Here is a 26,402-nt window from a genome sequence, read left to right as displayed (position 1 = left end):
CCTGCCACTGCCAAAGGGCTGCGACTAGCCCGTGCCGGTGACCACGGTGAATACAGACATGACTTCTTTGCACACAGATGGCGGTGCGCCTTCAGGCACACCTTACGGAACCATACCCCCAGCATCTCCCATGCCCGCGCGCAAGCCGGTGAGCCTGCCGCGCCTGGCACATATGCGTGAGCAAGGGGAAAAAATTGCCATGCTGACGGCTTATGACGCCACTTTTGCGGCAGTGGCCGATGCGGCAGGCGTGGACTGCATCTTGGTGGGAGATTCGCTGGGCATGGTCTGCCAGGGGCGCCACAGCACCGTCGGAGTGTCGATGGACGAAATGATCTACCACACAGCCAGCGTGGCACGTGGGCTGCACCGTTGCCAGGGCACGACCTGGCTGGTGGCTGACATGCCTTATGGCAGCTATGCGGAAAGCGCTGAGCAAGCCATGCGCAATGCCTGTGCCTTGATGCAGGCCGGGGCACACATGGTCAAGCTAGAAGGAGGCGGGTGGACCGCCAAGACCGTGGAGTTTCTGGTGGCGCGTGGCGTACCCGTGTGCGCGCACCTGGGGCTGACACCGCAAACTGTTTATGCGCTGGGTGGCTACCGTGTGCAAGGCAGGGATGATGCTGCTGCGCAGTTGCTGCGTCAGCAATCTCTGGAGTTGCAAAATGCAGGGGCTGCCATGCTGGTGCTGGAGATGGTGCCGGCTGCGTTGGCGACCAGCATCACGCAAGAGCTGCAACACTGCCACACCATAGGTATTGGCGCGGGTCATGGTACTGCGGGTCAGGTGCTGGTGCTGCATGACATGCTGGGCATGAATCTGGGCAAGATGCCCAAGTTTGTGCACAACTTCATGGCGGATGCCGGCAGCATCAAAGGGGCCATGCAAGCCTATGTGCAGGCCGTGAAAGCTGGCACTTTCCCCGACAACAGCCTACATGCCTGGTAAGACCGGCTAACACCACTCCTGGGACGTCGTTGCATCGCCTTGACGTATCGGCGTACTCCCTGCAGCTTCGGGCCTTGTCTCAGTTGCAAACCTTATTGGCCCATATATTTCGAGAGGACGTCTGAGATGCAGATAGTTCATTCCATTGATTCCTTGCGTGCGGCCCTGGCAGGCCGTGGTCGTCCCGCGTTTGTGCCCACCATGGGCAATTTGCACGAGGGGCATCTGTCTTTGGTACGCCATGCACGCGGGCATGGGGATGTCACCGTAGCCAGTATTTTTGTGAATCGCTTGCAGTTTCTGCCGCACGAAGACTTTGACAGCTACCCGCGCACCTTTGACGCTGACTGCGCCAAGCTGCAGGCGCAGGGCTGCGATGTGCTGTTTGCACCCAAGGAGCATGATCTCTATCCCCAGCCTCAGACTTTCAAGCTGCAGCCCGATCCTCAACTCGCAGATATGCTGGAAGGCCACTTCCGCCCCGGCTTCTTTACGGGCGTATGCACTGTGGTGATGAAGCTGTTTGCCTGTGTATTTGGTGCATCAGGCGGTGGAGTGGCCGTGTTTGGCAAGAAGGACTACCAGCAGTTGCTGGTGATTCGCCACATGGTGCGGCAGTTTGCGCTGCCAGTCCAGATTGTCGGCATCGATACGGAGCGTGCCGATGATGGTCTGGCCTTGAGTTCGCGCAATGCATATCTGAGTGTCGAACAACGTGCACAAGCCCGGGCCTTGTACGCGCAGCTGGAATGGCTGGCCCATCAGGTTCGTCACTCGCAACTGCCACTGGCCGAGTTGGAAACTCAAGCCATGGAGCGTTTGACCGGCTTGGGCTGGCAGCCCGACTATCTGACCGTGCGTCAACGTGATGATTTGCTCCCGCCTGTCGACGGCGTTGCTCCGCAGTCCCCTTTGGTAGCTTTGGGCGCAGCCCGGCTCGGAGGTACGCGGCTGATTGACAATCTGGAGTTTTGAGCCAGCCTCAGGGCTGCCGACGGGGCAAGGCTGCAGATCCCGTTCGTGCCAAAAATGTGTGCGTAATGTGCTTGCGCGAGCAAGCGGGCTTGAGCGCTCTGGCTGAGAACTCGGCTTGATGCTTATCAAGACCCGCGGAAGCGCCGTCAAAGGGAGCTGGCCATCAGTGCTAAATTGCATGCATTCGCATCACAGTTCGGCAATTTCATGCATATCACCTTTTATGGCGCGGCGCAGACCGTGACGGGGTCTTGTTATTTGGTTGAAGCCCATGGCTGCCGTTTTTTGATCGACTGTGGCATGGCTCAGGGCGGGCAGGAAGCCGATACCCACAACGCGGAGGCTTTCGCCTTTGATGCATCGCGTGTGGACTTTGTGATTCTCACGCATGCCCATATCGATCACAGCGGCTTATTGCCCAAGCTGGTGGCCAAGGGATTCAAGGGGCCCATCTACACGACTTTGGCAACGCAAGATTTGCTTGATGTGCTGCTCAAAGACAGCGCGCACATTCAGCTGACGGATGCGGAGCGTGCAGCACGTCGCAAACGGGAGGGCAAAAAGTCTGACCGCGATGTGCCGCAACCGTTATACACACTCAGTCACGTGGCGCGCACGATGGAGCTGGTCCATGCCAAAACCTATGGAAAAACGTTTGATGCTCACCCATCCGTGAGAGTGTGTTTCCGTGATGCGGGTCATATCCTGGGCTCTGCGATTGTAGAAATCTGGCTCAACGACGGAGAGGGGGGTACTCGCAAATTGGTGGCCAGTGGCGATTTGGGGCAGCCTGGACGAGTGATATTACGCGACCCCACAACGATTGAAGACGCTGACGTCCTGCTGTTGGAGTCCACCTATGGTGATCGTTTGCACAAAGACTCCGCTTCCACCCTGGATGAACTGGTCGAGATCGTCAACACGACTGCGCCGCGTGGCAATGTGGTGATCCCAGCCTTTGCCGTGGGACGCACGCAGGAGTTGCTCTATCACTTTTTGCAGCTCAAGCAAGAGGGGCGCTTGGCGCATGTTGAGATTTTTGTGGATTCACCAATGGCCGTGGCAGCCACAGCGATCACGATGAAGCATTTCTCGGTGTTTGACGAGGAGGCGCATCGTTTGCTGGGGGCTGTCAAACAGCTGCAAGACGCCCAGCACGTTCACTTCATCACGGATGTGGAGGACTCGATCAAGCTCAACCGCATCAAGAGTGGCGCGGTCATCATTTCGGCCAGTGGCATGTGCGATGCCGGCCGTGTGCTGCACCATTTACGCAACAATCTTGGTCGCTCCGAGTGCGCGGTTGTGATTTGTGGCTTCCAGTCCAAAGGCTCGCTGGGACGCCGCCTGGTAGATGGCGTCAAGCAGGTACGTATGTTTGGAGAGCAGATCGATGTGCGTGCTTCGGTGCACACCCTGGGGGGCTTCTCCGCCCACGCCGATCAAAAAGCATTGCTGGAATGGGCTGGTGCTTTCAGGCAGCCGCCTCGTCATACCTATGTCGTGCATGGGGAAGAACATGCTGCCCAGGCGCTGGCTGCCAAGTTGCAGAGTCAACTGGGGTTTGAAGTGCGGATTCCGCAGCTGGGGCAGCGCTTTGATCTATAGGCTGTGCGTCCTGGTGGATATATCGATACAGGCGACCTAGACTGACAGTGTGCTGCGCACAAAGCGATGCACAATATTTAAGCAGAAAGGACATGTCATGCATCGCTGTCATTTGGAAGAGGCTAGCGCTGCGGTGGGAGAGTCGGTGCCCAGCAGCCCGGTGCCACCAATGCCTAAGCCTCCGATTGCTCCGCCAAAGCCACCCAAGCCCGTGCCGATCCAGGAGCCACCAACGGGCACTCCACCGATTCAGCTGCCGCCGGATGTGAAGCCCAGCTAGGTTGTACGGGCCATTTCTGGCTTGATTTCCAGTCATGTGAACGCGCGCATTGCTTTGTGGAAATTAAGCCCCATCACCTGCGGAACCAGTAATTGGCAGCACCATGCCGGTGATATAGCTGGCACATGCAGGCGCAGCCAAAAACACATAGGCAGGGGATATTTCTTCTGGTTGTGCGGGGCGGCCCATATCAGTGTCCGCACCAAAATTGGCAATATCGTCTTCTGTGCGGTCGGCAGGATTCAGGGGCGTCCACACCGGGCCTGGAGCAACGGCGTTCACTCGAATGCCACGTTCAGCCAGATTGGCAGCCAATGATTTGGTCCAGGCATGAATGGCACCCTTGGTGGCTGCGTAGTCCAGCAAATAGGCGCTTCCGCGCAAGCCGGTGACGGAGCCTGTGTTGATGATGCAGTCGCCGCGCTGCATGTGGGGCAGGGCAGCCCGGGCCATATGCATATAGCCGTAGATATTGGTCTTGAAGGTTTCGTCGATGCGCGCGTCGCTCAGGCTTTCCAGGTCTTCAGCATGCTCTTGGAAAGCAGCATTGTTGACCAAGATATTGAGACCTCCGAATTTTTTGACCACTTTGCGCACTGCCTGCTCGCAGTAAGCAGGGTCTCGCACATCGCCTGCTAGCAGCAGGCATTGGGCACCTTCCTCTCGGACATATTGCGAAGTGGTTTTGGCGTCCTTTTGCTCGTTGAGATAGGCGATTGCCACATTTGCCCCCTCTCTTGCAAAGAGTATGGCGACAGCACGGCCTATGCCGGAGTCTCCACCGGTGATCAGGGCAGTCATTCCCTTCAACTTGCCACTGCCTCGGTAGTGAGGTGCCGCAAACAGCGGCTTGCACTCCATGCGGTGCTCGTGACCGGGCTTGTCCAGCGTCTGTCTGGGCATGGGGGTGCTTGGCATTGCATGGCCGGGACCCGGTGCCGCAGCTTTGGAGCTGGCCTGTGCGTCTTTGGTGTTTTGGGCTTTTTGTAAACGTCGTTGCCGCTGGGCAGTGGTTTGGGCTGTGGTGGACGCAGCGGTGCGTGTCGCCATGAGATCTCCTTGGTCTGGGCTCAAAGTCGTATGAAAGTCGTAGTCAGTGTTGCCAAGGCAGGCCTAATGGTTTGGGGGCAAATCTTTATCGGCAGGGTAGGAGAGTGTCGGCTTCTAATGCCTCAACAGTGGGCGGAAGGCGTATATGGTTTTTGCGTGCGCTTTCACAGAGGTGAGCCGGGCTGCGGTTCAATGCAGTGTTATCACCATGTCTTTGTTTACCGCTTTTGTCCGTTCTCTTTCTGCTGTGTGGAGTCATTGCCAAGCACTTGGATGGCGCGGTCTGTTGCCAGATGAGCGTGCTTTTGTGTTGACCTTTTTTGGCCTTCAGCAAGGCAGTTGGCTGATCGCCAACGTGCGTGTTGGTCTTCGTAGATTGGGGGACACTCGCAGAGCCTTGTCATTCAATGGAGGGCGTTTATCTTTTCCAAAGCCCATGTATGAAGGTGGTGATCCAAAGGAAGGGCTGCGCCTGGAGCATCCGCTGGTGGCTGGTTTGTTTGCCCATGAGCTGCTGCATGCCTTGCAGCGCAGGCAAGGGGTTGCGGTTTCGCGGCAAGCGCTGCTCTTGCAGTGGCGCTGGCTAGTGCGGCGCGAGAATCCTTATCTCTACACAGAATGCAGCAGTGCCACAGCACTGCTGCGCCAGTTCTGGCTAGCAAATGTGGAGCAGCAAGGCCAGATGTGGCAAGACTACGTACAGTCCGTAGTGGGTGGGAAGCCATTGACTTCCCATGCTTTGCTGTCGATCGCAGTGCAACGTGGGCGCTTGCGCAGACGTCAAACTGGAAATATGAAGCAGTGAAGCCATCCAGAAACGGCTCGCTTGTGCGCTGTCTGTCACCATGGTGTGCTCCGTGCTTCAACTTGAGTAGCAAATGGTGCTTGTCTACTGTGACGATTTGAAGAAAAAGGGAGCAATAGTAGTTTCTTAAAACATTTTTTCGTTTGGCGGTTCTGCATAGCGAAACACAACAAAAGGTCGCAAACGTGACGTTGCGTGGGGACCTTCCCGAATGCGGTTTGGCATCGGAGGCGCTAGTTTTAGGTCTTCGCAACCTGAAATGGATCTGCCTTTATGCGCGCGCACTTCAATCATTGGCCACGTCGTGTTCCCCAGTCCTTGACAGCACCGGCGACTTCTTTGTGGGACAACCTGGAGACCAGTGCGCGGCGCTATCCCGATAAAGCAGCACTGCAGTTTTTCGGCAAGTGCACCACCTACCGTCAATTGGCCGATGGTGCACAGCGGCTGGCAGCGCATTTGCATGCCAGCGGTGTGCGCAAGGGCGATCGGGTGATATTGCTGATGCAAAACCTGCCGCAGCTGGTGTTGGCACACTTCGCCATCTTGCGGGCCAATGCCGTGGTAGTGCCAGTGAACCCCATGAATCTGGCGCAGGAGCTGGAACACTACATCACTGATGGTGAGGTGAAGCTGGCAATCACTACAGCCGATCTGGGGCAAGAGTTGGTGAAGGCAAGCAATGCCTTGCCAGCCGGACAAGGGCTGCAGCAGGTCATCGTGAGCCAGGTGGGCGAATACTTGCCCGAGCAAGGGCAAAGGGAATTCATTCCTGACGCCTGGCAAGCCTGGTTGACCATGGAGCGCCCGGCGCTGCAGCTCAATGGCGGTGAAGTTGTGACTTGGCGGCAAGCTCTGGCGTGTAGGGCTGATGTTCCGGCGTTGGAGGTTGGTCCAAATGATTTGAGTGTGCTGCCCTACACCAGCGGCACCACAGGTTTGCCCAAAGGCTGCATGCACACGCATTCGAGCATCATGAGCAACGCGATTGCATCGGCCGTGTGGGGCAATGCCACCAGCGAAAACGTGACGCTGGCTGTCATTCCCATGTTCCATATCACGGGCATGGTGTCCATGATGCATTCCAGCATTTATGTGGGTGCCACCATGGTGCTGATGCCGCGTTGGGACCGCGAACTGGCGGGTAGGCTGATCTCGCAGTACAAGGTCACGAACTGGACCAATATTCCGACCATGGTGATTGATCTGTTTGGCAGCCCCAACTTCAAACAGTTTGACCTGACAAGCCTGACTTATATCGGTGGTGGCGGTGCCGCCATGCCGCAAGCGGTGGCGCAACGCTTGTTTGAGGCGTACGGATTGCGCTACCAGGAAGGCTATGGCTTGACCGAGACGGCAGCCCCCTCGCACAACAATCCACCGGAAAACGCCAAGCAGCAGTGTCTGGGCATTCCATTTATTGGTACGGAAAGCCGTGTGGTTGACCCCGAAACGCTGGAAGAAATGCCTGTGGGTGAGCAAGGCGAGATTGTGGTGGCCGGGCCGCAGCTGTTTCAGGGCTACTGGCGTAACGAAGCAGCCACCCAGGCTGTGTTCGTAGAACTGGATGGCCAGCGTTTTTTCCGTACAGGAGATCTGGGACGCATGGATGAAGATGGCTATTTCTTCATCACCGACCGCCTCAAGCGCATGATCAATGCCAGTGGTTTCAAGGTCTGGCCTGCTGAAGTGGAGGCGCTGATGTTCCGCCACCCAGCCATTCAGGAAGCGTGTGTGATTGCAGCCAAGGATGCCTATCGGGGAGAGACGGTCAAAGCGGTGGTGGTTTTGCGCGAAACCCACAAGGGACAGGTGTCCGAGGAAGACATCATTGCCTGGTGTCGTGAGAACATGGCGGCTTACAAAGTCCCACGTCTGGTGTCGTTTGTGGATGCATTGCCCAAGAGCGGCAGCGGCAAGGTGATGTGGCGCTTGCTGCAAGAAGCAGAAACTGCCTAGTGACGTGCGGCTGACGTGAAGCTAAACCTGTGCTTTTCTTTTGGTAAAGCACAGGCTTTTTTCCATGGGCTTGAGGGGGCGCTGATGCTGTTACATCTGCCATGCGGAGGTGTGAAGCTGTAATCAGTCCATAGCTATGGCGAGCTGCTATGGCTTGCGTATTCGTATTGACAGACAACAACAAGCCAACGAGGAGTAAGCTTGAGGGCTATGGCTGTTGCGATGACTTTCTCTCCTCCTTATCACTCCCCCAGTCGGGTGGCTGAGCAGTTGCGTGACCATGGTTATGTGGTGTTGCAGCCGCAAGACGTGGCAGCGTGGCTTGGTTGTGATCTGCAAGATTTGCTTGCACTGAACACTGACTGGGAGAATTTGCCTGAAGATGCGTTTTTGAAGGATGGAGGCCGCTACCGATTTCGGCGCCATTCCAGCTTTACTGTGGCTGGAGGAGAGGTACAGCAAGTGCCGCACCGCGCACACTGGCAGCCAGTGAAATACAACGCATTGCACGGAGGCATGGAGCGCTGGTTTGCCCCCATGCTGGCCTCCACCACCGAGCAGGTGGTGTGGAGGCAATTGGTGAGTGCGCTGGCGCATCTGTCTCAGCAGTTGTTTGCATCACAAGCACTATCTACATGCTATGTGGAAGCCCACCAGTTTCGCATTGATACCGCCAATGGTATCGGACGCCCCACACCGGAAGGTGCGCACCGAGACGGTGTTGATTTGGTGGCGGTGTTCCTGGTCGGTCGCAGAAATATCAAAGGTGGGGAAACACGTATCTTTGAAGCATCAGGTCCTGGCGGTCTGCGTTTTACGCTGACCGAACCATGGTCATTGATGCTGCTTGATGATGCGCGCATGATTCATGAATCCACTCCTATCCAGCCTCTGGAAAATGGCAGTAACGGCACACGTGATACCTTGGTAGTGACATGCAGAGCCCATGGATTTCAGGGTGACAGCAATAAAAACACCGGCTGATTTGACGCGAATCAAGGTTGGCGTTCTACTACAGGCGCAGACTGTAATCATCGGTTGATGCATGCATCAACTGCCTGTTCACACAACTAGGAGTTATTCATGTTCAAGCACATTCTGGTTCCTGTCGATGGGTCGGAAACCTCGCTCAAAGCGGTATCCAAGGCGGCAGAACTTGCCAAGGCATTTGGTAGCGAAGTGACAGCCGTTTACGTGCTCGATCCTTATCCTTTCACAGGCGTGGGTGCAGACTTCGCTTATGGTCAAGCGCAATATCTGAGCGCGGCGACTGCTGAAGCCAACAAGGCGCTGGAAGATGTGAACCAAGCGATGGCCAACTCCGGTGTGACTGTGAAGACAATGGTGGGCGAGGGACATGCTGTACACGAAGGCATTGCACGTGTGGGTGAGCATGTGGGTGCTGACCTGATCGTGATGGGCTCGCATGGTCGCCGTGGTCTGGAAAAGCTGGTCCTGGGTAGCGTGGCTCAGCGTGTGCTGCAAACGGCGCATGTACCGGTACTGGTGGTGCGCGACTGATTGCGCTTTCCCTCATGAGACTCGAAACGCTGCATTCGTGCAGCGTTTTTTTGTGGTGCTCGCGAAGCTTATTGTCCTAATCGGGCGAAGAGTGCATCGGCCACACGTTTGGCCGTCTGCAGCATTTGAATGCTCAGCGGTGCAAGCAGCCGAAATCCGCCTGCCTTGCCTGTGCGCAGCCGGTAGGCCTCGTCCAGGCGTTTCCATTGAACAAAAAAATGCTCAATAAAACGCATCATCAGCGCCAGTTGCAATGCAAAGCGCTGCGCTGGAAAGCCTAATCTGGACAAAGGGGCGAGCAGTGTTTCCAATAGCTGCAGTATGTGCGTGGGGTGGGTGGTTACCGTCAATGCCACGCCCAAAGTGGAAGCGCAGGCCAGACGCAGCGCGCTGACAATGGCTAAATCGTAGTTGCCCATATAGGCATGAAATGCGGCAATCAATAATGCTGCAACCAGCACCGAAAGAATCAGTCGGCGCGCTACCCGCGTGGCCTTGCCCAGGCTCAGCCACAGCACGCAGCAAGCCAGTGCGCAGCCCAGCATGATGGTGGGGGCGTGCACCATGAACAGTGCGGTGCTGAGCACGGCCATCAGCACCAGCTTAAGCGCAGGGCTCAGGCGGTGCAGCCACGTCAGGTGTTCGCTGTAGAGACTCCCCATGTTCTAGCCTGCCATGGCTGCAATGCGCTCACGCACATTGGCTTCATAAGCTGCGCATACCTCAGGGCCTGCACCATCGGCACGAACAGCCCCTTGGTCCAGCCAGATCACACGAGGGAAGTGGCGCACGTGATCCAGCAAATGGGTGGAGACAATGACTTGTTGTCGCGCGAGGGCAATATCTTGTGCCAGGCGTGCCTGGCTGGGTAAATCCAGACTGGCGTAAGGCTCGTCAAGCAACAGGCTGCGGGGGCCTGCCAGCAGCAATGCCAGCCAGCACACGTGCTGGCGCTGCCCTTGGCTCAGGCTGGTGACTGCGCGATCGGCCCAGTCCTGCAGACCTCGCTCTTGCAAAAACTCCAAGGCTTGGGCCTTGGCTGCCTTTTTGCTCAGTCCTTGCGGCTGCAAGCCAAGGGCCAACTCTTCCACGACCGTTGGAAAGATGATCTGGTCATCGGGGTTTTGAAACATCATGCCCACCCACCGAGCACGTTGCGCACCTGCTCCATGCAAGTCCTGTCCCTGGCTGAGCACATGACCGCTGTCGGGTACCTCCAGTCCGCACAATAGACGCAGCAAGCTGGTTTTGCCAACGCCGTTGTCGCCAATCAGGCCAATGCGGGCCTCATGCAACTGCAAGCTCAAGCCTGTAAAAACGTGCGTGCGTCCACGCTGCAAATGCACGTGGCGCACTTCCAGATCAGGTGTGGAACCGAAGTCAGAGGCGGAGGAAGGATTCATTCAACGACTAGCAGGCAAAGCAGGCCGCATTGTGCCTGATGGATTGCCTGCAAACCGTGGTTGTAGGCGTGTGCCCACGTGCAAGCCTCGGACACGGACACATAATGTTCAATGTGATCAACCCAGGAGTTTTTTATGAGCCAAATCCAAGTTGCCGTGATCGTGGGCAGCCTGCGCAAAGCGTCATTCAACCGCCAGCTGGCACAAGCCATCATGAAGATGGCTCCTGAAGGCGTTGTGTTTAAAGAGGTGGAAATTGGGGCACTGCCTCTGTACAACCAGGACGACGATGGCAACGAAGTGGCTGTGGTCAAGCAGTTCCGCGATGCCTTGCGCGATGTGGATGCGGTGCTGTTCGTGACTGCGGAGTACAACCGCTCAATGCCGGGAGTGCTCAAAAATGCACTGGACCAGGGTTCGCGTCCATACGGTCATAGTGTCTGGGATGGCAAGCCTGCTGCAGTGATTGGCATGTCCCCTGGTGCGGCCGGAACGTCCATGGCGCAGCAACATTTGCGCAATGTGCTGGCATTTTTGAATATGCCGACTCTGGGCCAGCCAGAGATGTTCCTGCAATACAAGGAAGATTTCTTTGGCGCAGACGGTGCTGTCGGTGAGCGCAGCAATGCGTTTGTACAGAAGTTTGTCGATCAGTTTGTGGCCTGGATCGGCAAGCACAAGCGCTAAATAGACAGTGTGCACTTGGGTGGTGCATTCGTGCTGCCCACCAAAAAGGAGCTATTTACAGCTCCTTTTCTAATTTCAAATGTGGCGCGGTCCGCTTAGAGCCTTTGCGCATGGTCCATGGCATCCACAATGGTTTTGCCTGTGGATTGCACTCCAGGCATGTCAAAGCCTGGACCAGGCGTCACAGCTGGATGGTTGAGCAAAAAATTACGGGTTGCTTGCGCCTGAGCCTGTGAACTGATGACCGACGGGTCTGTCTCGACTGGCATTGGCGTTGGGCTGGTATTGCGCAGATAGCTTTCATACACATCGGCAGCCTGTATGCGCTGGGTTTGCTGGCTGCGCTGCTTTTGCATCCAATAGCCACCCACCATCAATGCTGCAATCAGCACCAACGCAGTACTGACCAAAATCATGATCAGTCGGGAGTCATTGCTTGCTGGAGAGGGGGGTCTGTGTGCTGCCATGAGGTCAGTTTGGCCTTTTCATAGAGGTAGTACTCATTCTAGACCCAGGGGAAACACTAAGTAACGTTTCTCACAGCATGGGGCTGGGGTTCTTGTGCCAGGAGTCTGCCTTCGTTTTTCGCTATGTGCGTATAAACACGTAGTGGTTGTTTTTTGCAGTTTTGATTTTCTTTGTCCAAATAGCTGCTTGTTTTTAAAAAGATTTTTTGCTTTTCTGCTGGCGCTTTGAAGCAATATTCTCACTGCTTGAATTTTCTACAATGTATGGCAGTTTTTTTACAAGTCGCACTTTGCAGCGTTTGCTGAGCCCATGGGCAAGTAACACAAAATGCGAAAAATTGCTTGCTGACAGACAACGAGGAATTCCCATGGTCATGATTCGCCGTACTTTTATTGCCGCTTGCGCTACTGCTGCCGTGGCGCTGGCTGCAGGTAATGCTGTTGCTGCCCCTAAGGAAGTCAAGCTGGGCTACGCGCTGGCTGTGAACTCGCACTACGGTGCTGCAGCCAAAGCTTGGTCCGAGTCTGTAGAAAAAGCCACGGGCGGTGCATTTGCCGTTAAGCAGTTCCCTTCCAGTGCGCTGGGTGGTGAGCGCGAGCTGATTGAAGGCCTGCAATTGGGCACGGTGGAAGCGGCCATCGTTTCCACGGGTGCTTTGAGCAATTTCGTGGGTGATGTCGGTATTGTCGATATTCCTTTCCTGTTCCGTGACACTGCGCACGCTCGTGCAGTGCTGGACGGCAAGTTTGGTCAAGACCTGCTAGGTAAATTCAAGCAACGTGGTCTGGTTGCGCTGGCCTGGGGCGAGCAAGGTTTCCGCCACCTGACCAACAACAAGGTTGCGGTCAAGAGCGTGCCGGATATGAAGGGTCTGAAGATCCGAGTGACTGAAAATCCTGTGCATATCACAGCGTTCCGTACGCTGGGCGCATCGCCTACACCCATGTCCTGGCCCGAAGTGATCAGTGCACTGCAGCAAGGCACGATTGATGGTCAGGAGAACCCCATCTCTGTGCTGACTTCTTCCAAGCTGTGGGAAGTGCAAAAGCATCTGACGCTGACAGCACACGTTTACGCGCCTGTGGTGCTGATCTTGTCGCCTACATTCTGGGGTAGCCTGAGCGATGCACAAAAAGCAGCCTTTACCGAAGGCGCCAAGGCGGGTGCGAGCGCTTCGCGTGCATTTGTGGATGACGTGGAAACCAAGGGTGTCGAATTGGCCAAGAGCAACGGCATGCAGGTGGTCGAGAAGGTGGATACCGCTGCATTCCGTGCGGCGCTGGAGCCCGCCTACAAGCAGTACGCCAAGAAGTTCGGTCAACAGGCCTTGGACGCAATTGCCAACGTGAAGTAAGCACAACAGCTTCTTCTTGCGCGAGAAAAGGTAGCTGGCCTGCGTGTGCTTCAAGCCCCGCAGGCTTTGCCTTTTCTGGCCGTGTGCAGGAATGTTGTGCACTGGTGCCCAAAAGCTTGCTTGCAAGCCAAGGGCGATAGATTGTCTAACGGGGAATCGGAGTGCTTGCATGCGGTGCAAGACTTCAACCAAAAGCTATGCTGGATCGCTTTGAACGTGGCTTGGTGTTTGCCAACCGCTGGTTATTGATCGTTTTGCTGCTGGCCATGGCCATCATCATTTTTTGCAACGTGGTGCTGCGCTACAGCACAGGCGACTCCATCATCTGGGCCGAAGAAGTTGCGCGCCACATGATGATCTGGGTGGCATTTCTTGGTGCCGGTCTGGCGTTGCGCTTTGGTGGTCATGTCGCAATTGACAACCTGCACCGCGCAGTCAGCACACGTACGGCACGTGTATTGCGGACTTTGGTGGTGGTGGGGCTGTCGCTGTTTTTTATCTTCATGACAGTGGCCTCCAGCGATTACGTGTGGCGCACACGCTTTCAAAGTACGGCAGCAACGGATATTCCGATCTCTTTCATCTACGCAGCCATGCCCGTGGGCTTTGTGCTGATGCTGGTGCATTTGCTGCTGATTGCTCGCAACTACATCCAGGAAGGGGAGTTCGAGCGCTCCGAAGAAATCGATGGTGAAACAGCAGGCTCGCTGTAAGCAGGGTCAGAACAAGGAACAGAAATGACGTTGACACTGATTGTGGGTCTGGTGGTCCTGATGGTGTTGGGCTTTCCCGTGGCATTTGCCTTGGCGATTGCCTCGGCAATTGCCGTGTTTGTGGGTGGGCGCTATCCGCAACTGGTGGTTTTCAAGGAGATGTTCACCGGCATTGACAGTTTCCCCCTGATGGCCGTGCCATTTTTCATCTTTGCGGCAGAGCTGATGTCTGGTGGTGCGCTGACGCAGGTTTTGCTGCGTTTTGCGGCGCAGTTCGTAGGTCATCTGAGGGGTGGGCTGGGTTACGCCAATGTTGGCTCTTCAGTCTTGTTTGCCGGTATTTCGGGCTCGGCGCTGGCCGATGCTGCTGGCCCCGGTGCCATGATGACCAAGATGATGGCCAAGGCTGGCTACGACCGTCCTTATGCGGCCGCGCTATCGGCCAACTCCGCCATCATCGGCCCCATCATTCCTCCCTCGATCAGCATGATCATCTACTCACTGCAGGATGAAAACGTCTCGGTGGGGGCCTTGTTCATTGCAGGCTTTGTGCCTGGCTTGCTGATTGCTGCCGCTTTGTGCGTGGTGAACTGGTGGGTGTGCAAAAAGCGTGGCTATCGTTCGACCGAGGCACGACCTTCGGGCAAAGAGATGCTGATCAATACGCTCAAAGCCATTCCTGTCTTGTTGCTGGTCGCCTTGATCATCATCGGTATCCGCTTTGGCGTGTTCACGCCCACAGAAGCGTCGGTTGTGGCCGTGGTGTATGCCTTTATCTGCGGAAAATGGATCTATCGCACACTGCGCTGGGATGCCATTCCCGGTATCACTGCCCGCTCGGGGCTGCTGACAGCATCTGTGTTGCTGGTGATGGCTGCATCGCAACCTTTTGCCTGGATTTTGACAGTGGAAGGTATTCCGCAGTACCTGTCGGAGTTGATCATCAACTGGGAGCTTTCTCCCATCATGTTCCTGTTGGCAGTGAACGTATTGTTGCTGATTTTTGGCATTTTCATGGAGCCGTTGCCAGGCATCATGATCCTCGTGCCTATCCTGGCTCCTATTGCCAATGCACTGGGTATTGATCCCATTCAGTTTGCCATGGTGGTTGTGGTTAACCTGACCTTGGGCATGATCACTCCGCCTGTGGGAGGGCTGCTGTTTGTGACTTGTGTAGCTACAAAAACTTCGCTTTCCGAGCTTAACAAGGAACTCCCCATTTTCTTGGTGGCGCAGCTGATCGTGTTGATGCTTCTGACCTTTGTGCCCGCTTTGTCGGTGTGGCTGCCACACACTCTGGGGTTCTGAGCCTTAGTCAGAAACAATGAAGCCCGGATTTACCGGGCTTTTTTATGGCAACGTTATGCGTTTGTGTGTGCGCCTTGCTGGCGCTCAGGCTGCTTGCAGTGGTGGGGTCAGCTTGTCCCAGGCGTCGAGCGCTTCGGCAGCATACATCAGCGCAGGGCCTCCGCCCATATATACAGCGATGCCCAGCATCTCTTCCAGCTCCTGGCGGGTAGCCCCCAGTTTTTGCAAAGCCTTGGTATGAAAGCCAATACAGCCAGAGCAGCGCTGGGTGACGCCAATGGCCAGCGCAATCAGCTCTTTGTGCTTGGCGCTGATGGCACCTTCGGCCATGGAGGCTTGTGCCAGCTGTGCAAAGCCTTGCATGACGCTGCTTTGCGATTGACGGAATGGGCGTAGCGCGTTGTTGATGTCACGGGTCAGGTTATTGTGATCAAACGAACTCATGCTGAACTCCTTGGTGGTTGTGATGCGGTGAATCGTGGATAGATTTAGCAGATGTCTTGCCAAATGCCGTCAGGAGCCTGACTGCGGTCTTTCAGGAAGGCATTGACAGGCAGTTCGATATAGGTGCGCCCATCGGCCAGTGCAGGTGGCATCCGGCCTGCACGCAAATTCACCTGTACCGAAGGCAGGATCAAGGTCGGCATGGGCAAGGTGGCATCGCGTCGATTGCGCATCTCCACAAACTGCGCTTCGCTGATACCGTCATGCACGTGGATGTTCTGCGCTTTTTGCTCAGCCACCGTGCTGACCCAGGCGGGGCCTCGTCCATCAGGCGGGTAGTCGTGGCAGACGTGAATCCGGGTGTCAGCAGTCAGGCTCAGGATCCGCTGGATGGAGCGGTATAGCGTTGTGGCATCGCCGCCTGGAAAGTCTGCACGGGCCGTTCCCACATCGGGCATGAACAAGGTGTCTCCCACAAACACATCCTTGCCAACCAGATATGCCATATCGGCGGGTGTATGTCCGGGAACCAGCAGGGCAGTGACTTCAAGGTCACCAACTTGGAACACGTCACCATCTTCAAAAAGATGATCGAACTGGCTGCCATCCGGTAAAAAACTGCGCTCAAAGTGAAACACCGAGCGGAATAGCTTTTGCACTTTGCGAATATTGGCACCAATGGCGATCTTGCCCCCCAGGTGGTGGCGAATATGCTGGGCACCAGAGATGTGATCCGCATGAGCGTGGGTCTCCAAAATCCACTGCACCTGCCAGGCTTGCTGGCGTATGTAGTCAATGATCCGGTCACTGCTGGCGCTGGTCAGGGAGCCTGATTTGGCATCAAAGTCGAGTACCGGATCAATGACGGCGGCATGTTTGCTTACCGTGTCGGCCAGCACATGACTGACTGTGCCAGTGACTGCATCGAAAAAGGACTCAATGTGAGGAGCGATGGATGTGCACATGCGACTTCCTTATCAACGGTCATGAAATATTATTAAAAATAATATAATATAAAAACATAGATTGTGTAAACCGTTTGGTCTGACGTCGAGAACAGTCAGCGCAATCTATGTTCCATCAACTAGGGAGAATGCAATGAAAGCAAATATTGGAGGTTGGGATCGTTGGTTACGCATCGTGGTGGGCTTGGTATTGATTGTCTTGGCTGCCACTGGAACGGTGGGATGGTGGGGGTGGCTGGGAGTCGTGCCGTTGCTGACAGGGATTGTGCGTTTCTGTCCTTTGTACACCTTGCTGGGTGTCAGCAGTTGTCCGCTGCATCGCAGACAATGAGCCATCAACAGCACTTTTGAAAGAAAAAGGGCGCATCAGCGCCCGCTGGCAACAACATGGTTTCGCATGAATCATTGAGTGAGCAGACAGCTGCTGCAGCAGCGGAGATGGACTTGGCCAGCATGCGTGCGCATGCTGCGGAAGCGGTGTCATTGCTCAAACTTTTGGGCAATGAAGACAGGCTGATGCTGCTGTGCCAGATTGCAGTGCAGGAGCGTACGGTCAGTGAGCTGGAGCAGCTCACCGGAATTACCCAACCCACGCTGTCTCAGCAGCTAGGGGTTTTGCGTCGCGACGGACTGGTGTCAACGCGCCGTGAGGGCAAATTCATCTGGTACCAGCTGGCTGATGCCCGAGCCTTGCAACTGATGCAGGTGGTGCATCAACTTTTTTGCGGCCCAGCCGCACATGGAGCTCAAACATGAGCATTGACTGGCTCGGTTTCACACCCTGGTCCTCTCTGGCAGGCGGCGTGCTCATTGGAGCCGCTGCGGCTTTGATGGTGGTATTGCTGGGACGCATTGCAGGCATCAGTGGCATTCTCGGCAACCTGCTGCAAGGCACGACGTGGACGTCTGTGCGGCAATGGAGCTGGCGTCTCGCGTTTGTGATCGGCATGCTGGCTGCTCCATTGTTGTGGCAGTGGTTTGCGCCCTTGCCAGCCATGGAGATGCCATCCAATCCCGTTGTGATTGTGATTGCGGGTTTGCTGGTGGGTTTTGGCACTCGCTTGGGCTCGGGTTGCACCAGCGGTCACGGTGTATGCGGTCTCTCGCGTTTGTCGCTGCGTTCTTTGGCCGCGACGCTGATGTTTATGGGCACAGGTGTGCTGACTGTGTTTGTCATGCGCCATGTGCTGGTTTGAGGGGGAGAGGGGTAAAGCCATGATTGTTTTGATCGCTTTACTTGCCGGGCTGGTATTTGGCCTGGGACTGCTGTTGTCTGGCATGGGAAACCCTGCCAAGGTGCAAAATTTTCTGGATATTTTTGGCACATGGGATCCATCACTGGGCTTGGTGATGGGCGGTGCTATTGCGATAGGGTTGGTGGCTTTTACATGGGCCAAGCAGCGTCAAACCTCCTTGCTGGGTGAGCCAATGCAGCTGCCCACATCAACAAAGATTGACTGCAAACTGCTGGTGGGCGCTGCCATGTTTGGTGTGGGCTGGGGGCTTGCAGGCTTTTGCCCGGGGCCTGCGGTCATGAATCTGGCAACACTGCAAACAGAGGTAGTACTGTTTGTTGCCGCCATGGTGGCTGGCATCGTGGTGCAGCATGTATGGAGCAGGATGTCTGGCGCAAGGTGATTGCGCACTCTTGGCACAGCTCCTTTTATCTCTGTGGAGCATTGCTTGTTCTGATGGCCCAAAGCAGGTTCCAACTCATGGGATACACGTTGAAAGCTTGTTGGCAAACCATGTCAGGCCTGAGCTGGTGACCTTGTTAACGCCAGCACAAAGTACGCAGACGCATTTCAGACTTATGACCTATGCCTGGCAGTGACCAGTGTGCGGTGAGGCATTACTCAATGCGTGGGGGGGGAAGACTTGCGCTACGTGCTCCATTTAAGCGTGCTTCATGGTGATGGAAATATTTCATGCCGAAGAAGTAGGTTTATTTATTTTTTAAAAAATTCATTACAACCTGCATTGATTTTCTATTTTCTATTTTCTATTTTCTATTTTCTATTTTCTGTTTTCTGTTTTCTGTTTTTCTTTTTGACTTTGATCTTGTAATTTTTCAGTGTTGAACCGAATAAATAATTAAAACCACTTAATTATTTCTTAATATTCATTAAATATAATTAAAAATTTTCTCTAAAAATGTATTTAAAATCAATAGCTTGTGCTATTGATTGATATCAATTTGGTGGGGTGTTAATACTTGGAGAATCAGTTTGTTTTATTAATAAACGGATTTTCAATATGAATGAAAACCGCCATATTCCCACGACTTCCGACAGCAAACGTAGTTTTTTGCAGGAATTGGTGGCTTTGGCCACAGGCTTGGGTTTAGCTAATACGGCGCAGGCAGAACCTGAAAGTGCGCATTTTCAACCCAACCGCCGTCCAGGCCTGAAAGGCAAGCGGTTTGGCATGCTGGTTGATATGCGCAAATGCATTGGCTGTCAGGCATGTACGGTGAGTTGCTCGGTAGAAAACCTGCCTCCTATCGGTCAGTTCCGTACCACCGTGCTGCAGTACGAGATCCATGAGGAGGGAGCGCGTGAGCCAGCCATGGTCAGCCTGCCGCGGCTTTGCAATCACTGCGATAACCCACCCTGTGTACCTGTGTGCCCTGTTCAAGCCACGTTTCAGCGCACTGACGGCATTGTGCTGGTGGACAACGAACGCTGTGTGGGGTGTGGTTACTGCGTGCAGGCCTGTCCTTATGACGCACGTTTTATCAACCACGAAACACAAACGGCAGACAAATGCACCTTCTGTGAGCATCGATTGGAAGCTGGCTTGCTGCCAGCCTGTGTGGAAAGCTGTGTAGGAGGTGCCCGTGTGATTGGAGATCTGAACGATCCCGGCAGCGAAATAAATCAACGCATGGCGCAGCACCAGGATGAGATCAAGGTGCTCAAGCCGGACATGCAGACGTCACCACGTGTGTTCTACATCGGTCTGCCGGATGCCTTTGTGCACGGCGTTGATGGACAAGCCAGCGTGCGCCTGCTGGCTGAGCATTGAACTCCCAGGAGACCGTTATGCAAATCATTGAACTCCTGACACCGCACTACGAAGTGGCCTGGTTGCCTTGGGCAGTGCAGTATTTCTTCTTGGTTGGCGTGGCCACAGGCGCCGCGCTGCTGGTGAGCATGTGCGTGTATGGGCAGGCAGGCAGTGCGCTGCAGCGCATGTTGCCTGTAGCGGTGCTGACTCTGGCTGTGAGTGCCATGGCTGCACCGGTATCACTGTTGGCAGACTTGCACCAACCTGCGCGTTTCTGGCACTTTTATGCGCATTTCACGCCATGGTCATGGATGTCATGGGGCGCTCTGTTATTGCCTTTGTTTGTGGTGCTATCGCTTGCCATGTGTGCCTTGTGGTGGTTGGGTCTGCAGCGCTGGATGCGCTTGCTGGCACCTTTGCTGGTGTTATCTGCTCTGTCTATTTGTGTGTACACAGGGGCGGAAATGATGGTGATTCGCGCGCGCCCCCTGTGGAACACGTTGTGGGTACCGATCAATCTCGCACTGACAGGATGGCTGGCAGCGGTTGGTGTTGCCATGGTGATTGGGCGGTTCTTGCCTGCCAATCTGCGTCCTGGCGCATCCGCGATGCAAGCCTTGCGCAGCATGGGTTTGTGTCTGGCCGCGTTACTAGTACTGGTAGCGGTGGCCTGGGCTGTGAGCGGCATGCTGGGGATGAGCCCATCGTTTAACGAGGCGCTGCGTTTGATGCAGGAGTTCCCGGTCTGGCGTCTGACGATGATTGGTTCCGCCATCTTTGGTGCCGTCGTGGTGGGGGCCTTGTTGCGAGGGCGCCATCGTCTGGAAGCCAGAGGCTTCACGCTGGTATTGGGTCTGGGCTTGGCTGCTGCTGCCTGGGCATTCCGATGGGCGTTGTTCATGGGGGTGCAGGGCGTGCCCAAGTTTGGCGCCGGTTTGTATCTGTACCACATGCCATGGGGTGGCGATGGCCTGATGGGCATGGTTGGTGTGGCGGGTCTGTGCGTGGCGTTGGTGGCCATGGTCACCTGGGTTTTGGAAGCGTTTCCAGGCCGACTCAGCCAACCCGCTTAAGTGCAAGGCTTGAAGCCAACAAACCGTAAACAGCCTTTAACGCAATATTGACGGGTGCAGGCAGCGCTTCAAAGCTGCATGCGCCTGCCCTGAAAGGGCAAGCATGACTGACAAGAAATTTACCCCCGAACAATCCAAAGAAACAGATGTCGCGCGTCGGCGCATGCTGCTGCGCGGTGGTGCCGTCGCAGGTGGCTTGGCCGCCTTTGCCGCAGGCTATGGCCAAACCGTGGCACGTGGAGCCAAAGGGTTAGTGAATGGAACCTCGGGTGTTTCCACTGCTAGCGCAACGCGTGGCAATTCGCTACAGCCAGAGTTCCGTATTGATCCTGTGACGGGTCAACTTAGCACCCAACCGGGCCAGGTGGTTAGCCCCTCGAGCTGCCTGGGCTGCTGGACGCAATGCGGTGTGCGCGTGCGCATTGACACCGAGAGCAACACCATCTTGCGCATTGCAGGCAATCCTTACCACCCACTGGCCACAACCAACCCTGCGCCCATGGAAATGCCGGTGCGTGAGGTGTTTGCCATGCTCGGTGGTGACAACGGCCTGGAAGGCCGTGCTACCAGTTGCGCGCGCGGTTCGGCCATGCTGGCGCACCAGAAGGCAGAGCATCGCGTGCTGACCCCGCTCAAGCGTGTGGGGCCACGAGGCTCAGGTCAGTGGAAAAGCATCTCCCTGGAACAGCTGGTGCAGGAAATCAGCGAAGGCGGAGACCTGTTTGGTGAAGGCCATGTGGAAGGCTTGGCCCGTATCCGTGATCTGCAAACACTGATTGATGCGGACAACCCCGAGTACGGCCCCAAGGCCAACCAGCTACTTGTCACCGATGCCTCCAATGAAGGGCGAACCCCGTTGATCAATCGTTTTGCTCGGCAAGCATTTGGCACGGTCAACGTCGCCAACCATGGGGCTTATTGTGGTCAAAGCTATCGTGTGGGCACGGCGGCTGCGTTGGGCAATATTCCCGGCATGCCTCATGGAAAGCCCGACTGGAAAAACTCGCGGTTTGGCTTGTTCATTGGTACAGCGCCCGCACAGGCTGGCAATCCCTTTCAGCGTCAGGGCCGCGAACTGGCAGAGGCTCGTTCGCGTGAAGAGCAAACTTATACCTATGTGGTGGTTTCGCCAGTTCTGCCCACTTCGTCCAGCCATGCTTCAGGTGACAACAACCGCTGGCTACCGATCAAACCCGCCACCGATCTGGCTTTGGTGATGGGTATGATTCGTTGGATCCTGGACAACGAACGCTATGACGCCCAGTTCCTGAGTCAGCCCGGCCCCGCAGCCATGGCTGCCGCTGGAGAGGCATCGTGGAGCAATGCCACCCACCTTTTGATCAATGACCCGGAGCACCCACGCTACGGCCAGTTTCTTCGCGGTGCGGACATGGGGTGGCCCTTGCCTGCGGCAGAAGACGAGAAAACTCCCGTCGAAGATGTGTATGTGGTGCAGTTGCACGATGGCAGTCTGGCACCGCACACCACGGCGCAGCCCGCTGAAATGTGGGTGAAAGATCTGCAAGTGAAATTGCAGCTGCCCGCACAAGGCGGTGCTCCTGCATCTGAAGCTGGCGTATCCGTCAGCACATCCATCTCCAAGTTGCGGGAAGAAGCGCAGCAAATGACGCTGGAGGCGTATTCAGCAGTCTGCGGCGTGCCTGTGGAAGAAATTCAGGCGCTGGCGCGTGAATTCACCAGCCACGGCAAGCAAGCTGTAGCCAACTCGCATGGCGGAACCATGAGCGGCGCAGGCTTTTACACCGCCTATGCCATTGCCATGCTGAACAATCTGATTGGCAACTTGAATGTCAAGGGTGGCTGGGTGATGGACGCGGGTCCATTCGGTCCATTTGGTCCAGGGCCACGCTACAACTTTGCACAGTTCAAAGGGGCGGTGAAGGCCAGCGGCGTCTCTTTGTCGCGGACCCGCTTCCCGTATGAGAAAACCAGTGAGTTCAAGCGTAAGAAAGATGCGGGCCAGAATCCATATCCTGCCAAGGCTCCCTGGTATCCCGCGCCAGGAGGTCTAAGCAGTGAAATGTTGGCGGCGGGTTTGCTGGGCTATCCATACCCTGTCAAAGCGTGGATCAACCACATGAGCAACCCGGTGTATGCGATCTGTGGATTTGAAAACACGCTGGTGGATGCCATCAAGGACCCCAAGAAGCTGCCTTTGTTCATCTCGGTGGATCCGTTCATCAACGAAACCTCTGCTTTGGCCGACTACATCGTGCCGGACACGGTGACGTATGAAAGCTGGGGCATTGGCGCGCCGTGGGCAGACGTGGTTGCAAAGAGCAGCACCGTGCGCTGGCCCACGGTGGATGCAGCGACGACCAAGACTGCGGATGGCAGGCCCGTGAGTTTTGAAACCTTTGTATTTGCGCTTGCCAAACAGCTGCAATTGCCTGGTTTCGGCAAGAACGCCATGTCCACCAAATACGGCGAGCCTTTGGATCTGGAATGTGCCGAAGACTTTTATCTGCGCGGCATGTGCAACATTGCTTACCAGGCGGGTCAGCCTGTGCCTGAAGCAAGCGACGACGACATTGCCCTCACCGGTCTGAACAAATGGATGCCAGCATTGCAGCAGCGCTTGAAGCCTGAGGAGGTCCGCCGTGTGGCAATGGTGATGAGCCGGGGCGGGCGTTTTGACAAGGTGGAAAACGCCTGGAAGGGCGACCATCTCAAGCAGGCGCACAAGTTCCCTGTGCAAATCTGGCACGAAGGTCTGGCCAAGATGCGTCATTCGATGACGGGCGAGCGCTATAGCGGCTGCCCCACATGGTATCCGGCGCGTTTTGCAGACGGCAGCAGCATGCGCGAGCACTTCCCGCAAACCCAATGGCCGCTGAGCATGAGCTCGTACAAGTCCAACCTGATGAGCAGCATGTCGATAGCAGCGCCTCGTTTGCGCCAGGTGCATCCGCACAATCCCATCAGCTTGAATGCACAGGATGCGGCTAGCCTGGGCATTGCCAATGGCGACCGCATTGAAGTCGAGACACCAGGAGCCAAATTGCAAGGCGTGGCCTTGGTGCGCAGCGGCATTGCGCAGGGTGCGATTGCCATCGAGTATGGTTATGGGCACAAACAGTTGGGTACAGTGCCTCATACCGTGGACGGGAATGCCACCTATGCCAACCCGCAGCACGGCAACGGTGTCAACCTGAACACCTTGGGTTTTGCAGACCCGACCAGGCCAGCCAGAGACAACGTCTGGATTGACTGGGTTTCAGGCGCCGTTGTTCGCCAAGGCTTGCCTGTACGTGTCAAAAAGGTTTAGTGACGTACTTTATCGCTACGGCCAGCCTGGAGGCTTGCCCACCCTGGGTGGTGGGCATTTTCGTTGGCTGCTACTTGAGCAGTCCTTGTCTGGCCTCGCACCAGCGTGCCACTGCCCACTGCACTGTCCATAATTGTCAGACCATACACAGTCCATACTTGGCAAAGTACACGCCCATTGTTCTATTGGAAAGCGCATGCTCGCTTATGCATACATTGATTGTTGAAGACAACACACTGGTAGCTTCAGGTATTAAGACTGGCTTGGAGCTGCATGGCTTTACCTGTGATGTCGCCAACAGTGCTGCCGCTGCGCAACTCTTGATAGCCGGTAGCCGATTTGATGGGTGCGTGCTGGATTTGGGCTTGCCTGACGGTGATGGCCTGCAGTTGTTGCGCCAATGGCGAGCGCGTGGCTTGACGATGCCGGTACTGATCCTGACGGCCCGCAGTGCCTTGGAAGACAAGCTGGAGGGTTTCCAGACAGGCAGTGATGACTACCTGACCAAACCGTTTGATCTGCAAGAGTTGGTGGTGCGTTTGCAAGCCTTGCATCGCCGTGCAGCAGGCCGCGCCAGTGATTGGCTGGAATGGCCGGGCCTGCGCCTTAACCCGGCAGCCCATGAAGCCTGGGTACAGGGCCAAGCAGTGGAGCTAGCACGCCGAGAGTGGGCCCTGCTGGACGCCTTGCTGCAAGCCAATGGACGCGTGCTTACGCTTTCTCAGCTACATGACAGCCTGTATGGCTTTGAGCAAGACGTGGGCAGCAACACCGTGAATGTGCACGTACACAATCTGCGCAAAAAACTGGGCGGCAACATCATCGAAACCGTGCGCGGAATTGGTTTCCGTCTGGGTAGCGCTTACTGCAGGGCGCAGCCATGAAAAGTTTGCGTCTGCGGCTGGTGGTGACGCTGTGCATCTCCATCTGCGTGCTTTGGAGCACCGTAGCTGCATGGATGTTTACCAGCATGCGTAGTGAGCTACAGAACGTGCTGGATGATCGTCTGGTAGCCTCGACACGCATGGTCGCAGGAATTGTGGGACAGTTTTCACATGCCCATGTCGAACCCGCTGGTGAGCCTGGCCCACAAGTGGACCTCACCTCAGTCATTGCGCGTGATGGCGTCGCCTGTGAAGTCAGCCTGGTACGCAGTGAAGTCGAAGTGCTGCCCATTGCCAGCACCGACAACAGCCCCGGTTTCGGTCAGCTGGCGGAGCTGGGCTTTGGGCGCATCACCAAAGGCGGAAAACCATGGCGTACCTATGTACTGGAGGAAAACGGCATTCGCATCACAACGGCAGACCGAATCGATATTCGCGAAAGCCTGATGCAGTCGTTTGCCTATGCGATGGTGCTGCCCTTTGTGATGGCACTCATAGGAGTGCTGGCAATCACCTGGTGGGTAGGCACAAAAGGACTTGAGCCCCTGAGGCGCTTGCAACAAGCCCTGGCTCAGCGCCCCCCGCAAGACAACACGCCCATTGAAGTCGGCCAGGATATAGCTGAACTGGCACCCATGGTTAAAAGCCTCAATGCTTTGCTGGAGCGCACGCATGCAGCACTGGAGCATGAGAGGCGCTGGACTGCGGATGCCGCGCATGAGCTGCGTACACCGCTGACGGCCATCAAAACCCATATGCAGGTGACCCAACTGTTATGTGAACGTGAAAGCGCACGCCTTGGCGAGCATAGCTTCGCCGCCAGCGAGCAAATCAAGCAGGCGCTGGAGCACACACAACAAGGTATTTCTCATATGCAGGACACGCTGGAGCAGCTGCTGCTACTGGCTCGCATTGAAGGAACGAGTGCTCCTGTGGTCGAGCAACATACAGGTGCACAAATCTTGGCTGCTGTTGAGCGAGCGTGCGAACAGTCGACAAAAAATGCACGTGCTAAAGGTGATGAAGCAGCACTGATCACCATCATTCACCCCAGCGATCCTTCTGGTTGGCAAGACCGAGTGATTGTTCTTCCTCTCCCTGTGTCATTGCTGATCTCTGCCATCAGCAATGTGCTGGATAACGCATTGCGGCATAACTCCGGCATGCAACCTGTTGAAATTGAATGGCGGGTGGACCCCGGGTTGCAGGCTTTATGCATCCTGGTGCGTGACTATGGCCCGGGCATGACAGACGCAGAGTGCGCGCAGGCCATGCAACGTTTCTGGCGAAAAAATCCTCTAGGCCAAGGCGCTGGACTGGGCTTGACCATTGTTCAACGCATCCTCTACAGCGCAGGGGGGCAGCTTAGTCTGGAGGCTGCAACCGGCGGGGGATTGCGGGTGGCACTGCATGTGCCGCTGCATGTGCCCCTTGGTACGTGAACCGCGCAACAGCGTTTACCTGGTTTTCCTGCTGGAGAGCAGTCAAGCGCGGTGTTGACGCCTACCTGATAGCAGACAGAGTTCTGTACTCGGTTGTCGTCGTAGGCAACCAGTGGGCTCCCGTGGGCTGAATTGGGCGCTTATCTTTGTATGCAAGCAGCTGCACAAACCTGCCTGGGATTGAGCTATCTCATCATTAATACGATTAATGGA

Annotated in this window: 27 protein-coding genes; 21 read left to right on the top strand and 6 right to left on the bottom strand. The window is 55.8% G+C overall.

Features of this window, described 5'->3' with window-relative positions; genetic code table 11:
• The first annotated feature begins 58 nt into the window (after window positions 1-58).
• From panB to QEP11_RS06665, 4 genes are all read left to right on the top strand, one after another.
• Window positions 59-952: a 3-methyl-2-oxobutanoate hydroxymethyltransferase gene (gene panB / locus QEP11_RS06680; protein WP_284335871.1), complete on the top strand. Its 894-nt coding sequence runs from the start codon at window positions 59-61 to the stop codon at window positions 950-952.
• 126 nt (window positions 953-1,078) lie between these two features.
• Window positions 1,079-1,927 carry a pantoate--beta-alanine ligase gene (gene panC / locus QEP11_RS06675; RefSeq protein ID WP_284335870.1) on the top strand — a complete coding sequence of 283 codons (849 nt, stop codon included), beginning with the start codon at window positions 1,079-1,081 and terminating at the stop codon, window positions 1,925-1,927.
• 207 nt (window positions 1,928-2,134) lie between these two features.
• Window positions 2,135-3,535 (top strand): MBL fold metallo-hydrolase RNA specificity domain-containing protein, encoded by a 1,401-nt coding sequence (locus tag QEP11_RS06670; protein WP_284335869.1) that lies wholly within the window; start codon window positions 2,135-2,137, stop codon window positions 3,533-3,535.
• A 97-nt stretch (window positions 3,536-3,632) separates the two neighbouring features.
• Window positions 3,633-3,815 (top strand): hypothetical protein, encoded by a 183-nt coding sequence (locus QEP11_RS06665; RefSeq protein ID WP_284335868.1) that lies wholly within the window; start codon window positions 3,633-3,635, stop codon window positions 3,813-3,815.
• A gap of 63 nt (window positions 3,816-3,878) precedes the next feature.
• Here QEP11_RS06665 and QEP11_RS06660 read toward each other — a convergent pair whose 3' ends face one another.
• On the bottom strand, window positions 3,879-4,865 hold the full coding sequence (locus QEP11_RS06660) for an SDR family oxidoreductase (protein WP_284335867.1): 987 nt from the start codon (window positions 4,863-4,865) through the stop codon (window positions 3,879-3,881).
• A gap of 208 nt (window positions 4,866-5,073) precedes the next feature.
• Between QEP11_RS06660 and QEP11_RS06655 the strand changes: the two genes are divergently transcribed.
• From QEP11_RS06655 to QEP11_RS06640, 4 genes are all read left to right on the top strand, one after another.
• Complete coding sequence (locus QEP11_RS06655; RefSeq protein ID WP_284335866.1) at window positions 5,074-5,670, top strand: hypothetical protein; 597 nt, start codon at window positions 5,074-5,076, stop codon at window positions 5,668-5,670.
• Window positions 5,671-5,943: 273 nt separating this feature from the next.
• A complete protein-coding gene (locus QEP11_RS06650) occupies window positions 5,944-7,629 on the top strand; it encodes a long-chain fatty acid--CoA ligase (protein WP_284335865.1) in 1,686 nt (561 codons plus the stop codon).
• 222 nt (window positions 7,630-7,851) lie between these two features.
• Complete coding sequence (locus QEP11_RS06645) at window positions 7,852-8,613, top strand: 2OG-Fe dioxygenase family protein (RefSeq protein ID WP_284335864.1); 762 nt, start codon at window positions 7,852-7,854, stop codon at window positions 8,611-8,613.
• Window positions 8,614-8,712: 99 nt separating this feature from the next.
• The gene (locus tag QEP11_RS06640; RefSeq protein WP_284335863.1) at window positions 8,713-9,150 is read left to right on the top strand and encodes a universal stress protein; all 438 of its coding nucleotides are present in this window, start codon (window positions 8,713-8,715) and stop codon (window positions 9,148-9,150) included.
• 68 nt (window positions 9,151-9,218) lie between these two features.
• Here the strand turns inward: QEP11_RS06640 and QEP11_RS06635 are convergent, their stop codons facing one another.
• Both QEP11_RS06635 and QEP11_RS06630 read right to left on the bottom strand, forming a co-directional pair.
• Window positions 9,219-9,812, bottom strand: a complete 594-nt coding sequence (locus QEP11_RS06635; protein ID WP_284335862.1) for an energy-coupling factor transporter transmembrane component T family protein — start codon at window positions 9,810-9,812, stop codon at window positions 9,219-9,221.
• Window positions 9,813-9,815: 3 nt separating this feature from the next.
• A complete protein-coding gene (locus QEP11_RS06630; protein WP_284335861.1) occupies window positions 9,816-10,553 on the bottom strand; it encodes an energy-coupling factor ABC transporter ATP-binding protein in 738 nt (245 codons plus the stop codon).
• Window positions 10,554-10,688: 135 nt separating this feature from the next.
• On the opposite strand from QEP11_RS06630, the gene QEP11_RS06625 reads away from it, so the two are divergent.
• On the top strand, window positions 10,689-11,240 hold the full coding sequence (locus QEP11_RS06625) for an NADPH-dependent FMN reductase (protein ID WP_284335860.1): 552 nt from the start codon (window positions 10,689-10,691) through the stop codon (window positions 11,238-11,240).
• 95 nt (window positions 11,241-11,335) lie between these two features.
• Here the strand turns inward: QEP11_RS06625 and QEP11_RS06620 are convergent, their stop codons facing one another.
• Window positions 11,336-11,707 (bottom strand): hypothetical protein, encoded by a 372-nt coding sequence (locus tag QEP11_RS06620; protein ID WP_284335859.1) that lies wholly within the window; start codon window positions 11,705-11,707, stop codon window positions 11,336-11,338.
• 368 nt (window positions 11,708-12,075) lie between these two features.
• Between QEP11_RS06620 and QEP11_RS06615 the strand changes: the two genes are divergently transcribed.
• The 3 genes from QEP11_RS06615 (at window position 12,076) to QEP11_RS06605 (ending at window position 15,083) form a co-directional block, all read left to right on the top strand.
• Complete coding sequence (locus QEP11_RS06615) at window positions 12,076-13,062, top strand: TRAP transporter substrate-binding protein (protein ID WP_284335858.1); 987 nt, start codon at window positions 12,076-12,078, stop codon at window positions 13,060-13,062.
• 197 nt (window positions 13,063-13,259) lie between these two features.
• Window positions 13,260-13,775 (top strand): TRAP transporter small permease, encoded by a 516-nt coding sequence (locus tag QEP11_RS06610; protein WP_284335857.1) that lies wholly within the window; start codon window positions 13,260-13,262, stop codon window positions 13,773-13,775.
• 24 nt (window positions 13,776-13,799) lie between these two features.
• Window positions 13,800-15,083, top strand: a complete 1,284-nt coding sequence (locus QEP11_RS06605; protein WP_284335856.1) for a TRAP transporter large permease — start codon at window positions 13,800-13,802, stop codon at window positions 15,081-15,083.
• Window positions 15,084-15,167: 84 nt separating this feature from the next.
• Here QEP11_RS06605 and QEP11_RS06600 read toward each other — a convergent pair whose 3' ends face one another.
• Window positions 15,168-15,527 carry a carboxymuconolactone decarboxylase family protein gene (locus QEP11_RS06600; RefSeq protein WP_284335855.1) on the bottom strand — a complete coding sequence of 120 codons (360 nt, stop codon included), beginning with the start codon at window positions 15,525-15,527 and terminating at the stop codon, window positions 15,168-15,170.
• A 44-nt stretch (window positions 15,528-15,571) separates the two neighbouring features.
• On the bottom strand, window positions 15,572-16,492 hold the full coding sequence (locus tag QEP11_RS06595) for an MBL fold metallo-hydrolase (RefSeq protein ID WP_284335854.1): 921 nt from the start codon (window positions 16,490-16,492) through the stop codon (window positions 15,572-15,574).
• A 133-nt stretch (window positions 16,493-16,625) separates the two neighbouring features.
• Between QEP11_RS06595 and QEP11_RS06590 the strand changes: the two genes are divergently transcribed.
• The 9 genes from QEP11_RS06590 (at window position 16,626) to QEP11_RS06550 (ending at window position 26,189) form a co-directional block, all read left to right on the top strand.
• Window positions 16,626-16,823, top strand: a complete 198-nt coding sequence (locus tag QEP11_RS06590; RefSeq protein WP_284335853.1) for a YgaP family membrane protein — start codon at window positions 16,626-16,628, stop codon at window positions 16,821-16,823.
• A gap of 56 nt (window positions 16,824-16,879) precedes the next feature.
• Entirely contained in the window at window positions 16,880-17,248 is a 369-nt protein-coding gene (locus QEP11_RS06585) for an ArsR/SmtB family transcription factor (RefSeq protein WP_284335852.1), read from the top strand.
• Window positions 17,245-17,688 carry a YeeE/YedE family protein gene (locus QEP11_RS06580; RefSeq protein ID WP_284335851.1) on the top strand — a complete coding sequence of 148 codons (444 nt, stop codon included), beginning with the start codon at window positions 17,245-17,247 and terminating at the stop codon, window positions 17,686-17,688. Before QEP11_RS06585 ends, QEP11_RS06580 begins: the two co-directional genes overlap by 4 nt.
• Before the next feature lie 19 nt (window positions 17,689-17,707).
• Window positions 17,708-18,130, top strand: a complete 423-nt coding sequence (locus QEP11_RS06575; protein WP_284335850.1) for a DUF6691 family protein — start codon at window positions 17,708-17,710, stop codon at window positions 18,128-18,130.
• 618 nt (window positions 18,131-18,748) lie between these two features.
• Window positions 18,749-19,519, top strand: a complete 771-nt coding sequence (gene dsrO, locus QEP11_RS06570) for a sulfate reduction electron transfer complex DsrMKJOP subunit DsrO (protein WP_284335849.1) — start codon at window positions 18,749-18,751, stop codon at window positions 19,517-19,519.
• A gap of 17 nt (window positions 19,520-19,536) precedes the next feature.
• On the top strand, window positions 19,537-20,574 hold the full coding sequence (gene nrfD, locus QEP11_RS06565; RefSeq protein WP_284335848.1) for an NrfD/PsrC family molybdoenzyme membrane anchor subunit: 1,038 nt from the start codon (window positions 19,537-19,539) through the stop codon (window positions 20,572-20,574).
• A gap of 103 nt (window positions 20,575-20,677) precedes the next feature.
• The gene (locus QEP11_RS06560) at window positions 20,678-23,863 is read left to right on the top strand and encodes a tetrathionate reductase subunit A (protein WP_284335847.1); all 3,186 of its coding nucleotides are present in this window, start codon (window positions 20,678-20,680) and stop codon (window positions 23,861-23,863) included.
• A gap of 206 nt (window positions 23,864-24,069) precedes the next feature.
• The gene (locus QEP11_RS06555) at window positions 24,070-24,747 is read left to right on the top strand and encodes a response regulator (RefSeq protein WP_284335846.1); all 678 of its coding nucleotides are present in this window, start codon (window positions 24,070-24,072) and stop codon (window positions 24,745-24,747) included.
• Window positions 24,744-26,189 carry an ATP-binding protein gene (locus tag QEP11_RS06550; protein ID WP_284335845.1) on the top strand — a complete coding sequence of 482 codons (1,446 nt, stop codon included), beginning with the start codon at window positions 24,744-24,746 and terminating at the stop codon, window positions 26,187-26,189. The genes QEP11_RS06555 and QEP11_RS06550 overlap by 4 nt, the downstream gene beginning before the upstream one ends.
• Window positions 26,190-26,402 lie beyond the last annotated feature (213 nt).

The sequence above is a fragment of the Comamonas halotolerans genome (genome assembly GCF_030162935.1).
GTDB classification, from domain to species: domain Bacteria; phylum Pseudomonadota; class Gammaproteobacteria; order Burkholderiales; family Burkholderiaceae_C; genus Comamonas; species Comamonas halotolerans.
Note: the sequence above shows the minus strand (reverse complement) of the source record. Positions and strands in the feature narration are given on the sequence as shown.

Bases quoted from the DNA above. Each gene is read 5' to 3' on its own strand.
- panB (WP_284335871.1), top strand. From the start codon at position 59: ATGACTTCTTTGCACACAGATGGCGGTGCGCCTTCAGGCACACCTTAC.
- panC (WP_284335870.1), top strand. From the start codon at position 1,079: ATGCAGATAGTTCATTCCATTGATTCCTTGCGTGCGGCCCTGGCAGGC.
- QEP11_RS06670 (WP_284335869.1), top strand. From the start codon at position 2,135: ATGCATATCACCTTTTATGGCGCGGCGCAGACCGTGACGGGGTCTTGT.
- QEP11_RS06665 (WP_284335868.1), top strand. From the start codon at position 3,633: ATGCATCGCTGTCATTTGGAAGAGGCTAGCGCTGCGGTGGGAGAGTCG.
- QEP11_RS06660 (WP_284335867.1), bottom strand. From the start codon at position 4,865: ATGGCGACACGCACCGCTGCGTCCACCACAGCCCAAACCACTGCCCAG.
- QEP11_RS06655 (WP_284335866.1), top strand. From the start codon at position 5,074: ATGTCTTTGTTTACCGCTTTTGTCCGTTCTCTTTCTGCTGTGTGGAGT.
- QEP11_RS06650 (WP_284335865.1), top strand. From the start codon at position 5,944: ATGCGCGCGCACTTCAATCATTGGCCACGTCGTGTTCCCCAGTCCTTG.
- QEP11_RS06645 (WP_284335864.1), top strand. From the start codon at position 7,852: ATGACTTTCTCTCCTCCTTATCACTCCCCCAGTCGGGTGGCTGAGCAG.
- QEP11_RS06640 (WP_284335863.1), top strand. From the start codon at position 8,713: ATGTTCAAGCACATTCTGGTTCCTGTCGATGGGTCGGAAACCTCGCTC.
- QEP11_RS06635 (WP_284335862.1), bottom strand. From the start codon at position 9,812: ATGGGGAGTCTCTACAGCGAACACCTGACGTGGCTGCACCGCCTGAGC.
- QEP11_RS06630 (WP_284335861.1), bottom strand. From the start codon at position 10,553: ATGAATCCTTCCTCCGCCTCTGACTTCGGTTCCACACCTGATCTGGAA.
- QEP11_RS06625 (WP_284335860.1), top strand. From the start codon at position 10,689: ATGAGCCAAATCCAAGTTGCCGTGATCGTGGGCAGCCTGCGCAAAGCG.
- QEP11_RS06620 (WP_284335859.1), bottom strand. From the start codon at position 11,707: ATGGCAGCACACAGACCCCCCTCTCCAGCAAGCAATGACTCCCGACTG.
- QEP11_RS06615 (WP_284335858.1), top strand. From the start codon at position 12,076: ATGGTCATGATTCGCCGTACTTTTATTGCCGCTTGCGCTACTGCTGCC.
- QEP11_RS06610 (WP_284335857.1), top strand. From the start codon at position 13,260: ATGCTGGATCGCTTTGAACGTGGCTTGGTGTTTGCCAACCGCTGGTTA.
- QEP11_RS06605 (WP_284335856.1), top strand. From the start codon at position 13,800: ATGACGTTGACACTGATTGTGGGTCTGGTGGTCCTGATGGTGTTGGGC.
- QEP11_RS06600 (WP_284335855.1), bottom strand. From the start codon at position 15,527: ATGAGTTCGTTTGATCACAATAACCTGACCCGTGACATCAACAACGCG.
- QEP11_RS06595 (WP_284335854.1), bottom strand. From the start codon at position 16,492: ATGTGCACATCCATCGCTCCTCACATTGAGTCCTTTTTCGATGCAGTC.
- QEP11_RS06590 (WP_284335853.1), top strand. From the start codon at position 16,626: ATGAAAGCAAATATTGGAGGTTGGGATCGTTGGTTACGCATCGTGGTG.
- QEP11_RS06585 (WP_284335852.1), top strand. From the start codon at position 16,880: ATGGTTTCGCATGAATCATTGAGTGAGCAGACAGCTGCTGCAGCAGCG.
- QEP11_RS06580 (WP_284335851.1), top strand. From the start codon at position 17,245: ATGAGCATTGACTGGCTCGGTTTCACACCCTGGTCCTCTCTGGCAGGC.
- QEP11_RS06575 (WP_284335850.1), top strand. From the start codon at position 17,708: ATGATTGTTTTGATCGCTTTACTTGCCGGGCTGGTATTTGGCCTGGGA.
- dsrO (WP_284335849.1), top strand. From the start codon at position 18,749: ATGAATGAAAACCGCCATATTCCCACGACTTCCGACAGCAAACGTAGT.
- nrfD (WP_284335848.1), top strand. From the start codon at position 19,537: ATGCAAATCATTGAACTCCTGACACCGCACTACGAAGTGGCCTGGTTG.
- QEP11_RS06560 (WP_284335847.1), top strand. From the start codon at position 20,678: ATGACTGACAAGAAATTTACCCCCGAACAATCCAAAGAAACAGATGTC.
- QEP11_RS06555 (WP_284335846.1), top strand. From the start codon at position 24,070: ATGCATACATTGATTGTTGAAGACAACACACTGGTAGCTTCAGGTATT.
- QEP11_RS06550 (WP_284335845.1), top strand. From the start codon at position 24,744: ATGAAAAGTTTGCGTCTGCGGCTGGTGGTGACGCTGTGCATCTCCATC.